This window comes from Brumimicrobium oceani, assembly GCF_003143775.1.
Lineage (GTDB): Bacteria > Bacteroidota > Bacteroidia > Flavobacteriales_D > Crocinitomicaceae > Brumimicrobium > Brumimicrobium oceani.
Map to the genome: position 1 here is coordinate 403,106 of NZ_QFRJ01000002.1, position 13,903 is coordinate 417,008.

A 13,903-nucleotide genomic window follows, 5' to 3' on the forward strand; every position below is an offset into this window, starting at 1 on the left:
AATTACTTTATACCTTTTAAATTACATACAGGAATTGGCTTCATTTTATGTTGGTTAATACTGTTTAATTTTTCGTAGATACTTAGAACTTCCATTTGGCGCTCTGACAGCTCACTTCTATCGCCGTTGAAACTCATGGCAAACTCTAATTCATCATAACTAGCACCTATTTGATCTTCATCGTTTCTTTCATCTCCCCAAAGTCCATCCGTTGGCTTTGCTGCTAGGATTTCGTCAATAACTTCCAGATGACTAGCCAATTCAAATACCTCAGATTTTAAGAGGTCCCCAATTGGATTAAGGTCTACTCCTCCATCCCCATATTTAGTAAAAAAACCAATACCAAAATCCTCTATTTTGTTTCCTGTTCCTGTTATCAAAAGCCCATTTGCTTGTCCAATAGCGTAAAGAGTAGTCATTCTTAAGCGCGCACGCGAATTGGCCATGGCTAATTGATTATCATTTACATATTCGGGTAAAGCAGATTCAAAACACTCAAAAGATTGAGTCAAATCAATTTTTAATCCACTAACATTATCAAATTTATCTGTTAACTCATCAATTTGCTTTTGCGCACGATTAAATTCCGATTGAGCCTGCCGAATGGGCATATTCAATAAAATAACTTTCTTATTAGTCCTCGCACACAAAGATGCAACTACTGCTGAATCTACTCCTCCAGAAACACCTACGATAAATCCATTAACCGGAATATCCTTTATATAAACATTAAGCCAGTCAATGATATGACTGGCTACTTTATTGCTATTAAATGAACTCATTGATTAAAATAATACAGACAATTTTAACATTAACTGTCCTTGTTTTAAACTTGGTGCATAATATGTTCTAGTATCATTTTCTGAAGGCTTCTTAGGATCTGGAATCTGATACAAGGACAACGCTTTTTCATCATCTCCAAACACTGCTCCACTTTGCTGAAAAACTTCTGAGAAACCATAATAATATCCCAATTCAGCCACTAAAACAGTATTACCCGATAGATTGTATTCTGCTCCACCTGCGATTCCAATTGAACCTTTATAGAATGACATAGCCCCAGGAGATTTCATATCTTCTAACTCAGTTACCCCCGCTGGGTCTCCCTCAAGATTGAATGCTTGCCCCTCATTATTAGTGCGTGTTGTGAGCAGAAAACTATTTCTTACTCCAAACTTTCCATAATAGCGCATATATCCCATAAAATTAGTTTGGAATTTTAGCATAACAGGAAGGCTCAGATAAATACTTTTGTGCTTTCTTGAATCCACTCTGAAATTATTGTCTACATTTTCTGGATTATAATCTTTGAATTGCAGAATATCTTTATCTCTATAATCTAAATAAAGCACTTCATTGTAAGAGGTTGTAAATCGATTAAAATCAAACTCTATTCCTGTTGCTAAACCAATATTTTTTGAAAAATTCCAGTCCAAGGACATTCCAACGATAAAATCGCCCCCAACCTTTGAGTCTATCGTATTTGTTTGAGGATCATTAATATTTATCGCCCCCCCAAATGTCAGTCCTGCCAAAACTTTTTTATCTGCTGCATCTTGTGCATTTGCAGTAAACATCAGTCCTGCTATTAATGAGAAAGTCAGTATTTTTTTCATACTTTTGGTATTAGTTAATAATTTCAGTTTTGTCTTTGTCGTTCAGAAAAGTAAAGAACATTCTATGACAGTTGACAAAAATAATCATATTTCATGAACAATAGATTACCATTATCTGCAATTCTTTTGATATCAGCGTTTTTTTACGGATGTTCATCCAATCCTTTAGATGTAGAATTGACTAAGGAAGAAGTTACTGTAAATTATATAAATGTAGATCAACAATTTTACAAGCAAGCACAAGAAGTAGTTTCTAAAAAATTTCAAGCTTTAGAAAATCAGTTAGGAGAACTGTTTTTATATGAAGTAAGTCAAAATATTCGTCAAAATATAACAGATTCTTCTTACAAAGAGATTTACAACTTCTATAATTCCGATTACATTTCTGAACTTGAAGAAGAGAAACAAACATTGCTTCCTCAGCTTCCATCACATGAAAAGGCAATGGATAGAGGTTTTGCTTATTTGAATCATCATTTTGGCCAGCAACTAGTTCCTGAAAATATTTTCTATATCAACAAGTTGTTCAGTAACATATCCTGCTCTGACATAAATATTGCCGTCGGATTAGAAAATTATATTTCTCCAGATAGTGAGGTGATCGCTACTATACCTAATGAAGAGCTCTACCAATGGCAAAAAAACAGAATGCAAATTGAATTCTTGGAAAGGGACATTCTATTAAATTGGATTCAGGTGCAATTGTTTGACGAATTAGATGCGAATTTAGCCGAACATCTCATTCAAGCAGGAAAAATACTATATGTACTCAATGCGGCTTTTCCAAACTCTAAGGAAGCCTATGTTTTGAGGTACAGCGATCAACAATATAACTGGGCTCTAGAAAATGAAGCCTCTGTGTGGAACTATCTAGTAGAGCAACAAATGCTATTTAAAACGGACATTAGTGCAAGAACAAATTTCCTGAACGAAGGCCCAACAACAGTGGGACTTTCAAAAGACTCACCTGATAGAATTGGACAATTTTTAGGATATAGAATTGTTAAAGGATACATGTCTAATAACAAAGCATTATCTTTGCAAGAGTTAATAAAGACACAATATAACACGATTTTACAAACATACGAGATTCAATAAGTTATGAATGAAGATAAGATTACGAAAACCTCAGAGATTTCTGTTAATGTAGGTACTAATGAAAACAACGTACCTGTTAGAATGATTTGGTCAGCGCAAGATGGAGATATTGAAAAGGCTGAAGCCAGTGCAATGTTTCTTTCAATGTGGGACCCCAAGGAGAAAAACACAATGAAAATAGATTTGTGGACCAAAGACCTTTCTATTGAAGAGATGAAACAATTCTTCCACCAAACACTGGTGACCATGGCTGATACATTTGAAAAAGCCACAGGTGAAAAAAATATTACAGAAGACTTAAGAGATTATTGCTATCATTTTGCAGAGAAAATGGAGATCTTACCAGAAAACGATTAGGAGTAGTTTTTTTTGAAAGAAATTGTAAGTTCCTGAACGCTCATTAAAAAAGCGCGAATATTTAGTATTCGTGCTTTTTTTATTGGTTAGTCTTTTAATCCTAATTATTCATGAATTTCCTATTAGAAAGCCAAACTGCCTGCTAACTTTAGAAATGCTCGAAATTTTTAACATCCAAAATTGGGGTTGCACTTCTGGGCCCTAAAAGCATCTGTGCTTCCGAAATATATTGACATTATGACTTTTCATGACCTAAACCCATGAATAATTCGGGTTAATGCTTAAAATGATTTCCCAAAACGACGCAAATACCTAACAAGGGTAAGCATTAGAATCAGAAGGCTAATAAAAGCGAACGAACGTCCCATTACATCACCGTAAGTAATATAAAAGGTAGGCTCATCATTCAATTGAATCGTTTCTCTAAAGGCATCATGTTCCCAATAATTAGTAGCTTGGACAACATCTCCTCGTTGATTAATCACACATGATATTCCTGTATTTGCTGATCGAACAACATATCTTCCTGTCTCCACAGCTCGTAATCTTGCTATACTTGCATGCTGTTTATGCCCAGCAGTATTTTCCCACCATCCATCATTTGTAATTATAAAAATAACCTCTGCTCCTTTTCTACATTGTTCGGCTACCATTCCACCATACAAAGATTCGTAACAAATAATTGGCGCAAAAGTAAATCCGTTAGTATTTAAAACACGCGGTTCTTTTTCAACACCTAAGGTCCCTGAAGTTCCACCGTTTTGTATTGAAAGTTTCTCCAAAAATGGAAACCATTTTGTAAATGGAATTTTTTCAACTCCTAAAACCAGTTCCGATTTGTGCACAAACGCTGGAGGTTTCTTATTTGAAATCAGCACGGAGGTATTATATGACTCATAGAAGAACTCGGAACCAGGAATGGGCTTAGCCGCAGGACTATTCTTTTCTTTAAAAACTTTATAAGTAGAAGCTCCAGTAAACAGAGCGGTATTCCCCCAGCTTTTCACTACCGATTGCAAATAATTCATTGCATCGTTTTCATGGTACTTCTCTTCATTAAAACTTTTTGCAATGGCAGTTTCTGGACCTAAAACTACTGCCGTATTGGGCGTAACAAGTTCATTTGCTTTTAGGATACTTTTATCCAGCTGATTTTTTAAATCTGAATCAAACTTTTCATTATAAGGATCGATATTAGGTTGGGTAACTACAACTTCAATTGGGTTCTCCTTCTCTTGATATGCGGTATAGCTCCAATAAGAAAAAACTGAAGGTATAAGAATTAAAGCCAAGGACAAGTATATCAACGGGGTCTGTACTTGAAAAGATTCTTTGGCAAATACGAGGTTAGTTATTATTTTAAAAATAAGTAAGTTGACCAATAGCACCCAAAATGTACCACCAAGAATTCCAGTATATGCGTACCATTGTACTATTTCTGGAATCGTAGCAAAGGTATTACCTACATTGATCCATGGCCAACTTAATTCCCAGTGGTAATGAATGTACTCTAAGCCTATCCAAAAAAATAGGAGTCCAATATACCCTTCTTTTTGTCCAACATATTTTTTAGTCCAATGGAACAATAAAAATACCATCGCCATAATAAAACCATTAAGAAAGTACGCCAGAATTGCTCCCCCTTCTCCCCCTATAGAATAGTAAATCCAATAGGTCGAGCCCAGATTATAAATAAAGAAGGTAATATAAGCGTGCAGCAGAACTTTTGAAGAGCGATACTTTTCGCGATAAATATTGTGTTCCACCAGTAATAGGGGAACCCAAGCTAAAAAGACCAAGGGAAATAGACTCCCTGTATGTGGAAATGAGATGGTCATCAACAAACCACTTAAAACACTCAATAAATATCTTTGTAAACGTGAAAATTTCATAGCTGAATAATTCGATTCATGCAAAGATAATACACCCTAATTGTTTAAGCGCCGTTTCAGCTGAATTTAACTAGAATTTACTTGATTACGTTTATGTATCCATTGATTTTTTTCACTTCAATATCATGAGCATCTACATACTCAATTTTCCAGATGTAAGTACCATCACGAACTAATTTATTGTTGTAGGTACCATCCCATCTAAAATCTACCTCATCTGAACTAAACATTAACTCACCCCATCGGTTGAAAATTTCTATTCTCATCTCTACAATACCTACTGAACTCGCTCTAAAATAATTGTTATAGCGGTTTTGTGTTCCTGGAGTAAAGGTGTTTGGAATATAAAGGTAAACCTCTTCTAAAATCACAATAGTCTTGGTTAAGGAATCAATACAGCCTTTATCGTCGGTTGCAATGAGCTGCACATCATAGGTTCCCGGCGTATAATAAGTATTATTTGGATGTACCATCGTAGAAGTTGCACCATTCCCTAAATCCCAATAATATGTATTTCCATTGGAAGTCAAATTTTGAAAAGTGATGGGTAGACCAATAAACTTAGGTTCTGTAATCGCGTTAAAATTAACCTCAGGTTTTACCACCACTACTTTCGTTTCTGCTTTTACTTGAAAAGTTTGACAATCGTCTTTTACAATCACAGTGTATTCTGTCGTTTCATTTGGGTTAACCCAAATACTAGCAACTGTTTCACCAGAATGAGGCCACTCATAGTAATAATTGCCAAAACCACCGCTGGCATTAACATTCAACAAAACAGAATCTCCAGGACAAACTTCTTGGTTGGGTGTGATATCAAGCAATAATGGAGGACTCAATATGGTAATCTTTACCGTCGTAGTGTCACTCACACCACACTGGTCAGTTACCACAACAGAGTAAATAGATGTAGCTGGGGCTGCTACAGTAATATCCGGTGAACTTCCGATCAAATTCATTGAAGGATTAAACCACTCATAAGTATAAAGGCCGGCTCCCCCCACAGCGTCTACTGTTAAGTCATAAGGAACATAAGGGCATTGTTCTATGATATCCTCTGTTGCCTCTATTTCTAAAGGATCATAGACCGGAACATCAATAACAACAGTGGCCGTTGCCGTTTCATTTAAGCAATCATCAGTCACCTCAACAGTATAGCTTTGAGTAGTCAAAGGGCTTACAAAAATTGATTCAGTTGTTTCTCCAGTATTCCACGAGTATGTATAGCCACCACCTCCACCTTGAGCTTGGGCAACCAGTTCTATTTCCTCTCCTGGACAAAGAACGTCTACTGGTTCAAGGATGACAGAAACAGGCTCAACAGGCTGTATAAATAACTCCACAGATTGAAAATCAGAATTTCCACAGGGATCATCAATTTGAAATTGAATCACAAGATTAGCTGTTCCCGTTAAAGCGGGATTATTAAGCGCATCCACTGTAAAAGTAATTGATGTTTGACCTGGTGAGAAACTGATACTGTTCGGAACATTCGAATAATCTAAACCTTCCACCGCTGACCCTGAAAGACTAATTGGAATTGTTAAGGCTTGATTAACCATGTTTCCAGATCTTTCAATAGTAACTTCAGCACTGGTACAGTTTTGAGCCATTGTTTGCCCATCGCCATAAGGGTCACTGGTAAGTTGATAACTCACTTGTACTGGTTGAACACTATTTAAACTGTTTTTTTCGAGAAATATACCTGAGTCGTAGATGGCGTCACCAACATCTGCAACAGCAATAATCAGATGATAAGTTTCTCCACATTGAACCTTAGAAACAGCTTCCAAAGGAACTGTAAAGCCATCATATTGCACAAAGAAAGGATCCGTATTTTGAGGAGATTGGCTTCCATCACCATTTGCTTGATAATAAGTAGGATTATTTGTACTATTCACATTATTGATAGCTACTGGTTGATTTGTACCAGGTATAATTGCCATGTTCTGTGTTCCTCCAGGAATTCCTGGTCCAGAAATAAAAAATGCAAAGACATCATTGAACTGAGAGCCCACAAACTCTGGATATTCTTCAGAAGCAAAAACATATTTAAATCGAACAGTGTCGGAATATGGAATAAAATCAAATTCGAGCAGTGTAGCATTAAAGGTGGTCTCACCTACTAAATTGGTTAGCTGTCCGTAACCACTTGCATTATTGTCCATTCCTGAATTCGCTTTATCGTTGGGACCATGCGGACCGTCAGGACCTTGATAAATTGTACCTGTTGTCATGATGATTCCTTCGTCTATCCCAATACTTGCGTTTGTAGCATCAAAAGTTCCAATAGCACTTGTAGCTCCAGAGTAGCTTACATTAGAAACATCGACACCCGTTCCAAGTAAAACATTTTGCACCAATTGATTTGGGTTTTGACCGCCATTCGTGACCAATTGCCCCCATCCTATGGAAGTCAAAATTAATGTAAGAATTAAGAGAATTGTTTTCATCTATAAGTACAACGCATTAAAAACATTTTAGTTGTTATTTTAACAAAAAATAAGCCAAAGATATGACGATTAGTTATTACTGGTAAATTACAAATAAATTGGGAAATTATATAATTTTCGTAAAGAAATAAAATACAAGCTACTTTTGAATGAGCTACAACTACCTTTTTATTAGAAATGAATGACATAGCAAATCAGCACCTCTCCATTGTCCTGCCATTGCAATTGACCAGCGTTTTGCTAATTTAACGTTTTTATAGCTTAGTTCATTCGTTATAAAATGTATTTTTGCGGACAGTTATTATGAAAAAACCGGAAAAGAAGAAAAGGAAAAGTTGGTTTAAACGTTCAACAAGGGTTGTTGGAATGGACCCTGTAACTTTTGAGGAATGGTGGAGAGTTAAAATAAACCGTATTCAGTTAATTAGCATTTCTTTGATTTTTGTAATCGTTTTATTTTTATTCAATTACTTGATTTTTTCCTATACCCCCGCAGGATACCTTTTACCTGAAAACATAAAGAACAGAAACAAACAAAAGATTGAATTTACGGCAACACGCGTGGCTAACTTAGAGCATAAACTTGTTGCCCAAGAAAACTATATCAAGAACCTCCAAAATGTGATACTGGGAGAGGTTTCTATTGATTCTATTTACACTGCAAGTTTAAATGATGAAACACAAAACAATTCCAATATAATTGTGGACACCACTATTTCTAAAGCGGAAAAACAATTGGATGAAAACATTAGAAACAATCAAGAGAAATTAAAAGAATCAAACGATCAACTTTTCGATCATTTATTTCTTTATGACCCAGTATCTGGTGAGGTAAGCCAGAAATTTAGAATACCTAACCATCCAGGAGTAGATATTGTCACAAAGAAAGGCGAACAAATAAAAGCTTGTTTAAATGGAATTGTTCTGCATTCTTCCTATGACGACAAAGATGGTCATACGGTGATCTTAAGTCACGAAAATGAGATTATTTCCGTTTATAAACACGCGGAAAAAGTATATGTAAATGTTGGCGATAAGGTAACCCGTGGTAAAGCTATAGGAGTTGTCGGAAACACAGGAGAACGCAGTACTGGTCCGCATCTTCATTTTGAGTTATGGAGCGATTTAGGACCTTTAAATCCCATGGACTACTTTTCATTTGGTAAGTAAGTCTTGAAATTACGTTTACAACAACTTTCAATTTGCCCTAACAGGAAATACCATATACAGGATTTATTTTGCATCCATGAAAGGAATTTTATATGGAATATTGGTTTGTTTTTCATTTGAATAACATTTGGACATTTAATTTCTTATATCCCAGACCATAATTGATATTCAGCATAGAAATGGCAGATGATAATTTACTTAGGTGATGAAAAATTGGTCATCTGAATTTGAATCATTCCAGTTCTTCCTTTTTGACAATGCAGCGTTTTAAAAGCGCACTTTTTTCATTTCAATTTTTTCAGTACTTTTGCAATCCTTAAAATAGAAAAATAACACACTCGAAATTACAATATATATGAAAGATGAAGTAGCAAAATTAGCAGAAGCTCTAAAACAGCGCTTTGTGGCGCACCCATGGCATGGAATCACAATTGGTGAAAAACAGCCCGAATTAATCAATGCATTTATTGAAATTGTCCCTTCAGATGCTATCAAATATGAAGTAGATAAAGAAAGTGGATATTTAATGGTTGATCGTCCACAGAAGTTTTCAAATTACATGCCTTGTATGTATGGTTTTGTTCCACAAACACTTTGTGACAAAAGTGTTGCCGAATTTGCGAACGAAAAAACGGGAAGAACAAACATTGTTGGTGATAATGACCCATTAGATATTTGTGTATTATCTGAACGTGAGGTAAATTGTGGTAACATAATCGCAGAATGTATTCCTGTTGGGGGCTTTAGAATGATTGATGGTGGTGAGGCAGATGATAAAATCATCGCTGTTTTGAAAGACGACCAAGTTTATGGCGAAATGACATCAATTGATCAAATTCCTCAAAGGGTGCTGGAAAGAGTAAAGCACTTCTTTTTAACATACAAAGACTTAGGAGGAAATTCGAAAAACGTTGAAATTACGCATACCTATGGAGCTGAAGAAGCTAAAGAAGTGATTCGTAGAAGTTCATTAGACTACATCGAAAAACATGGTGATGCAGACACTCTTTTAGCGGAGGCTTTGGCAGGAGTTTTGCAAAGCAAAGTTTAAGATTGACAAATACTTTACGTTAATAAAGAACGTTTATTAAGAGGAAAGAGGATATCTTTCCTCTTTTTTTGTATTCAAAATTAACTTACATTCAAATTGTTATGCGAATTTTCATAAGTCTTTTTCTGTTATCCTTCCATATTCTTGGACATACGCAAATAATATTTGATAAAATCAGTCATGATTTTGAAGAAATCAATGGAAATGATCAACGATATGTAGATATCTACCTAAAGAATAACACAAATAAAGAAGTTTTTATCCTAAGTGTAAAAACACCTATGGAAGTATCTTCCCTTCAAAAAAGTGACAGAATACAGGCAGATAGTTCTGCTGTTATTCGCTTTCATATTAACAATAGATCAAAAGGTAAGTTTAATTATTCAATCCCAGTTTATACAAGCGCAAGTAATGAGGCGACCACAATTCTTTTGAAAGGAAGAATAGTGTCCTTACCGATGTCAAATAGCTTAACCGCCTGTCCAAGCTTTGGACAAAAACCACCTCAAGGCAACCCTATGGATTTTATGTTAACCGTAGAAACAATAGATAAAACCACAGGTGAAAAATTAGGAAGGTCGAGAGTTGCCATCATTCAAAATGGAACAGCTATTGGGAAGTGGCCTACCTCAAAGGATGGTGAATTAAAAATCAAGCTACCCCTCGGCATTACTTATTTCTACGCTACACATGACGGTTACTATCCCGATGAACTCGCTCAATATGTCAACTTCAAAAACAATTTTGTGACTTTAGCTTTAACGAAAAAAGAGATGCCTAAAGAGGAAATAATCGCTGAAGAAATAACGGAAATTACAAAAGAGCCGGAAAGTATTCTTGAGGAACTGCACGAGCAACGCATAATTATAATTGAAGAGAATCAGCCAGAAACAGATTTATCCGATTTCATTGAAGAGACTCCAGAGGAGGTCAAAGAGGAGAAAATCGCAAAAGAAACCATTCCAGAATATGATAAAATAGATAAGGACAACTTCGATTTAAAATATTTCAAACCTATTAATGTTGTTTTTGTATTAGATGTTTCTTCCTCCATGAACAGATATGATAGGGCAGAATTACTAAAGTATTCACTAGATCAACTGCTAGGAATGTTGAGACCAGAAGACAAAATCGGATTGGTTTCTTATTCATCAGATGCGCAAGTTTTATTGAATCCAACTCCTGGGGATCAAAAGGAAGTTATTTCTAAAGTTGTTCAAAAGCTAAAAATATCTGGACAAACCGCTGGAGGTAAAGGAATAAAATTAGGATATAAGCAAGTAAATAAAAACTCATCTGTAGGAGTCCAAAATCATTTAATCATTATAACAGATGGGGCCTTTAATCAGGATTCAGGGAATTATAAAAAATACATTGAAAAGAATTTCGATAAATACAATACCACTATGAGCGTAGTTGGAATAAAAACTAATTCTAAGTCAGAAGAAAGCATGAGAGAAGCCGCAGAGTTGGGAAATGGCAGATTTGTCTTGATTGAAAAATTGGTTGATGCTCAGAATAAACTGAAGGAAGAAGTTCGTCTATCCACCTTCAAAGCTAATTAGTGGATGGTCGGAAACAGAAGATTTTTATAAAATAAATTATTTTTGATGAGAGTTTGATTTATTTTTATGAGGTGATGCCTTAGCATCAGGCGATTAAAAATAAAGGGAACTATCGCAAAAAGAAATATTTTTAATTTTGATGTGTTTCCGACCAGACACTAATTAGTACACTTCTCGTATAAGTAAAAATACAGCGAAAGTTCTTCTGCAACCAAATCCTCAAAAAATAAAGCAGGAAATATTAAATATATTCCCTGCTTTAACTCTTATTGTATAATTCTATCAATTCACGAAGTATTGCATCGATTAAGCACAGAAAACCAGTGTTCTCAACACCTAATAAGGTCAGCAATATTCTCGAAAAGTATTAATGTAATTTCGCTTGAATTAGATTAATAAACTCCTTACGCGTGCTGTCATTTGACATAAACAGACCTTTAAAGGCAGAAGTTGTAGTTGACGAATTTTGTTTTTCAACGCCGCGCATTTGCATACACATGTGACTACATTCCAATACAACCGCAACCCCTTTTGGTTCTAGTGTTCTTTGAATACAATCGCGAATTTCTAATGTCAATCTCTCCTGTACTTGTAAACGACGTGCGTAAGCATCTACTATTCTGGGCAGTTTACTCAACCCAACTATTTTCCCATCAGGTATATATGCAATATGTGCTTTCCCGAAAAAAGGTAACATGTGATGTTCACACTGAGAATAAACTTCAATATCTTTTACAATTACCATTTCAGAATAATCTTCTTGAAACAAGGCACTTCTTAGGATTTCATCCGGATTTTGTTTGTAACCTTGTGTTAAAAACTGCACAGATTTAGCCACTCTTTCTGGAGTTTTAAGTAAACCTTCTCTGCTTGGGTCCTCCCCTAAATCTGCTAAAACACTTTTATAAACTTCGGTAAGTTTATCAGTTACCTCTTGATTATATTCAAATTTACTTTCCATTAAAAATTGATTTTATGTAGCTAGAATGGTTCGTTCCCCCCATAATATTCTACGTAATTGTTTTCGGTTTCTTCTAATCTAATTTTCGCTAAAACTCCACCAGCCTTTTTAATTGGCTCTTCGATTTCTTCCCAAATCTTCATTACTAAATTTTCTGTAGATGCCAGTACCCCATTCATAAAAGGAACATCTAAATTTAGATTTTTATGATCTAATGCTTCAACCACATACTCCTTCATGATTTTACTTAAGTCCTTAAGATTAATCACAAAACCAGTATCCACATTGGGAACTCCTTTTACCGTAACGAAAATATTAAAATTATGTCCGTGCCAATTTTTGTTGCTGCATTTTCCAAATACGGCTTCATTTTTCTCATCGCTCCATTCCTCGTTCCACAATTTATGTGCAGCGTTGAAATGTTCTCTGCGTGTAATGTAAACTGTTTTCAATTGTAAAAATTTTAGCTACAAAGATAGTAAACGTTCAAGAAACAAAATTGTTTATTGGTTTTAATTAGAAAGCAAAAAAAACGCCTTTAACAGCGTTGTACATATTTAATCTATAAAAGTTAGTTTAACAAAGGAGTGGCAATTCTGCTTTCCTCTGCGTGAATAGCCTAGTAACTCGGCATCCTAAGCTTCAACAATAAGCGTTTTCATTCTAATTTCGGCATCCGTGTTTAATTTCACATAGTACTTCCCTGGAGATAATCCTTTTAAATCAATCTCGAAAGACTCGTTATCTGTTTTAACATAGCTGTAGTAAATTGACTTTCCTCTGGGATCAATCAATGCAATACTTGTAAAACTTTCGTCTACACCTTTTACTAAAACACCCAACTTATCAGCTTGAATAATTTGAATATTAAACACTATCTCGCTCTTTGAACTGTCTATTGTTGTTTTTCTTAAGGGCTCTCCTTCTCCACTGTAAGACATCGCAATATTTGCTATCAACATTGCGGCAATAATCGTTAATTTTTTCATTCTTTCTTTTGTTTTTATTTTTATTATTTGTGACAAATGTACTACACAAATCTGGGTAAAAACAATGGTTTTGAATGATTTAATGGAGATTTAACGTGGTTAATATTGCGGTAATAATTGAATAGATTTTGGTGATGTTTTGGAAATATTGGAGTCTACTAAAACAAATCAGAATGGGTTCCGGTTCTAACAACTGTAATCAGCTTTATTGTATCGTTTTGGTCCCAAATCAAGAGCCAGTCTGGCTCAATATGACATTCCCGAAAGACCTTTATAATTTCCTTTTAATTTATGTGCTTTGAATTTTCTAGGGAGTTTTCCTTTAGACTCCAACATAACAATGACAGACTTAAAAGCCTCCATATTTAAACCTCTCTTCTGGGCTAATTTAATGTCTTTTTTAATCTTACCTACATATTCAATTTTGTAACTCATATACCCAACTCTTCAAATAATTCATCTGAATTTTTCACTTTGAATGTTTTTCCCGCACGACTTTCCTCAATTGCTTTTTTGGTTTCAGCATTGTATTCTGCTCGCGGTTCTTCAACAATACTTAACTCTTCAATTTTGGCAAAAGGAAGCGTTTTCACAAAAGCAATAAAAGCTCGTGCTGCTTTACTATTTGTATCTACTTTGATAATTGTTGACATGATTACTGTTTTAAGCAAAAACATGAAAAGTTTAGTAGATAGAGAAATCAATTAAAGCATTTAAATAACAGCATTCTCCCAACCAAAGATCCAACTCA

At 35.0% G+C, this 13,903-nt stretch carries 15 protein-coding genes; 5 read left to right on the forward strand and 10 right to left on the reverse strand.

Annotated features, from left to right (window positions below; translation table 11 throughout):
- Window positions 1-2 precede the first annotated feature (2 nt).
- Together nadE and DIT68_RS04545 are read right to left on the reverse strand one after the other, a co-directional pair.
- Window positions 3-782, reverse strand: a complete 780-nt coding sequence (gene nadE / locus DIT68_RS04540) for an NAD(+) synthase (protein WP_109358621.1) — start codon at window positions 780-782, stop codon at window positions 3-5.
- A 3-nt stretch (window positions 783-785) separates the two neighbouring features.
- Entirely contained in the window at window positions 786-1,616 is an 831-nt protein-coding gene (locus tag DIT68_RS04545; protein ID WP_109358622.1) for an outer membrane beta-barrel protein, read from the reverse strand.
- Between the two features lie 93 nt (window positions 1,617-1,709).
- On the opposite strand from DIT68_RS04545, the gene gldB reads away from it, so the two are divergent.
- Together gldB and gldC are read left to right on the forward strand one after the other, a co-directional pair.
- Window positions 1,710-2,714: a gliding motility lipoprotein GldB gene (gene gldB / locus DIT68_RS04550; RefSeq protein WP_109358623.1), complete on the forward strand. Its 1,005-nt coding sequence runs from the start codon at window positions 1,710-1,712 to the stop codon at window positions 2,712-2,714.
- Window positions 2,715-2,717: 3 nt separating this feature from the next.
- Window positions 2,718-3,071: a gliding motility protein GldC gene (gene gldC, locus DIT68_RS04555; RefSeq protein ID WP_109358624.1), complete on the forward strand. Its 354-nt coding sequence runs from the start codon at window positions 2,718-2,720 to the stop codon at window positions 3,069-3,071.
- Between the two features lie 281 nt (window positions 3,072-3,352).
- On the opposite strand, the gene lnt is transcribed toward gldC, so the two are convergent.
- Window positions 3,353-4,963: an apolipoprotein N-acyltransferase gene (gene lnt, locus DIT68_RS04560; RefSeq protein WP_109358625.1), complete on the reverse strand. Its 1,611-nt coding sequence runs from the start codon at window positions 4,961-4,963 to the stop codon at window positions 3,353-3,355.
- Window positions 4,964-5,040: 77 nt separating this feature from the next.
- A complete protein-coding gene (locus DIT68_RS04565) occupies window positions 5,041-7,416 on the reverse strand; it encodes a choice-of-anchor L domain-containing protein (protein ID WP_109358626.1) in 2,376 nt (791 codons plus the stop codon).
- Between the two features lie 303 nt (window positions 7,417-7,719).
- Here DIT68_RS04565 and DIT68_RS04570 point away from each other — a divergent pair, with 303 nt between their 5' ends.
- From DIT68_RS04570 to DIT68_RS04580, 3 genes are all read left to right on the forward strand, one after another.
- On the forward strand, window positions 7,720-8,586 hold the full coding sequence (locus DIT68_RS04570; RefSeq protein WP_109358627.1) for a M23 family metallopeptidase: 867 nt from the start codon (window positions 7,720-7,722) through the stop codon (window positions 8,584-8,586).
- Window positions 8,587-8,941: 355 nt separating this feature from the next.
- Window positions 8,942-9,637 (forward strand): inorganic pyrophosphatase, encoded by a 696-nt coding sequence (locus DIT68_RS04575; protein WP_109358628.1) that lies wholly within the window; start codon window positions 8,942-8,944, stop codon window positions 9,635-9,637.
- 101 nt (window positions 9,638-9,738) lie between these two features.
- A complete protein-coding gene (locus DIT68_RS04580) occupies window positions 9,739-11,202 on the forward strand; it encodes a VWA domain-containing protein (protein ID WP_109358629.1) in 1,464 nt (487 codons plus the stop codon).
- A 367-nt stretch (window positions 11,203-11,569) separates the two neighbouring features.
- Here DIT68_RS04580 and folE read toward each other — a convergent pair whose 3' ends face one another.
- From folE to DIT68_RS04605, 6 genes are all read right to left on the reverse strand, one after another.
- Window positions 11,570-12,163 carry a GTP cyclohydrolase I FolE gene (folE, locus tag DIT68_RS04585; protein WP_109358630.1) on the reverse strand — a complete coding sequence of 198 codons (594 nt, stop codon included), beginning with the start codon at window positions 12,161-12,163 and terminating at the stop codon, window positions 11,570-11,572.
- A gap of 20 nt (window positions 12,164-12,183) precedes the next feature.
- Complete coding sequence (locus tag DIT68_RS04590) at window positions 12,184-12,615, reverse strand: 6-pyruvoyl trahydropterin synthase family protein (RefSeq protein WP_109358631.1); 432 nt, start codon at window positions 12,613-12,615, stop codon at window positions 12,184-12,186.
- A gap of 183 nt (window positions 12,616-12,798) precedes the next feature.
- The gene (locus DIT68_RS04595) at window positions 12,799-13,152 is read right to left on the reverse strand and encodes a T9SS type A sorting domain-containing protein (RefSeq protein ID WP_109358632.1); all 354 of its coding nucleotides are present in this window, start codon (window positions 13,150-13,152) and stop codon (window positions 12,799-12,801) included.
- Between the two features lie 158 nt (window positions 13,153-13,310).
- The gene (locus tag DIT68_RS16500) at window positions 13,311-13,385 is read right to left on the reverse strand and encodes a type II toxin-antitoxin system YafQ family toxin (protein ID WP_233244160.1); all 75 of its coding nucleotides are present in this window, start codon (window positions 13,383-13,385) and stop codon (window positions 13,311-13,313) included.
- 13 nt (window positions 13,386-13,398) lie between these two features.
- Window positions 13,399-13,587 carry a type II toxin-antitoxin system mRNA interferase toxin, RelE/StbE family gene (locus DIT68_RS04600; RefSeq protein ID WP_233244151.1) on the reverse strand — a complete coding sequence of 63 codons (189 nt, stop codon included), beginning with the start codon at window positions 13,585-13,587 and terminating at the stop codon, window positions 13,399-13,401.
- The gene (locus DIT68_RS04605) at window positions 13,584-13,805 is read right to left on the reverse strand and encodes a hypothetical protein (RefSeq protein WP_109358633.1); all 222 of its coding nucleotides are present in this window, start codon (window positions 13,803-13,805) and stop codon (window positions 13,584-13,586) included. Before DIT68_RS04605 ends, DIT68_RS04600 begins: the two co-directional genes overlap by 4 nt.
- Between the last annotated feature and the right edge of the window lie 98 nt (window positions 13,806-13,903).

Excerpts from the sequence above, each read along its gene's own strand:
- nadE (WP_109358621.1), bottom strand. The coding sequence starts at position 782 with ATGAGTTCATTTAATAGCAATAAAGTAGCCAGTCATATCATTGACTGG.
- DIT68_RS04545 (WP_109358622.1), bottom strand. The coding sequence starts at position 1,616 with ATGAAAAAAATACTGACTTTCTCATTAATAGCAGGACTGATGTTTACT.
- gldB (WP_109358623.1), top strand. The coding sequence starts at position 1,710 with ATGAACAATAGATTACCATTATCTGCAATTCTTTTGATATCAGCGTTT.
- gldC (WP_109358624.1), top strand. The coding sequence starts at position 2,718 with ATGAATGAAGATAAGATTACGAAAACCTCAGAGATTTCTGTTAATGTA.
- lnt (WP_109358625.1), bottom strand. The coding sequence starts at position 4,963 with ATGAAATTTTCACGTTTACAAAGATATTTATTGAGTGTTTTAAGTGGT.
- DIT68_RS04565 (WP_109358626.1), bottom strand. The coding sequence starts at position 7,416 with ATGAAAACAATTCTCTTAATTCTTACATTAATTTTGACTTCCATAGGA.
- DIT68_RS04570 (WP_109358627.1), top strand. The coding sequence starts at position 7,720 with ATGAAAAAACCGGAAAAGAAGAAAAGGAAAAGTTGGTTTAAACGTTCA.
- DIT68_RS04575 (WP_109358628.1), top strand. The coding sequence starts at position 8,942 with ATGAAAGATGAAGTAGCAAAATTAGCAGAAGCTCTAAAACAGCGCTTT.
- DIT68_RS04580 (WP_109358629.1), top strand. The coding sequence starts at position 9,739 with ATGCGAATTTTCATAAGTCTTTTTCTGTTATCCTTCCATATTCTTGGA.
- folE (WP_109358630.1), bottom strand. The coding sequence starts at position 12,163 with ATGGAAAGTAAATTTGAATATAATCAAGAGGTAACTGATAAACTTACC.
- DIT68_RS04595 (WP_109358632.1), bottom strand. The coding sequence starts at position 13,152 with ATGAAAAAATTAACGATTATTGCCGCAATGTTGATAGCAAATATTGCG.
- DIT68_RS04600 (WP_233244151.1), bottom strand. The coding sequence starts at position 13,587 with ATGAGTTACAAAATTGAATATGTAGGTAAGATTAAAAAAGACATTAAA.
- DIT68_RS04605 (WP_109358633.1), bottom strand. The coding sequence starts at position 13,805 with ATGTCAACAATTATCAAAGTAGATACAAATAGTAAAGCAGCACGAGCT.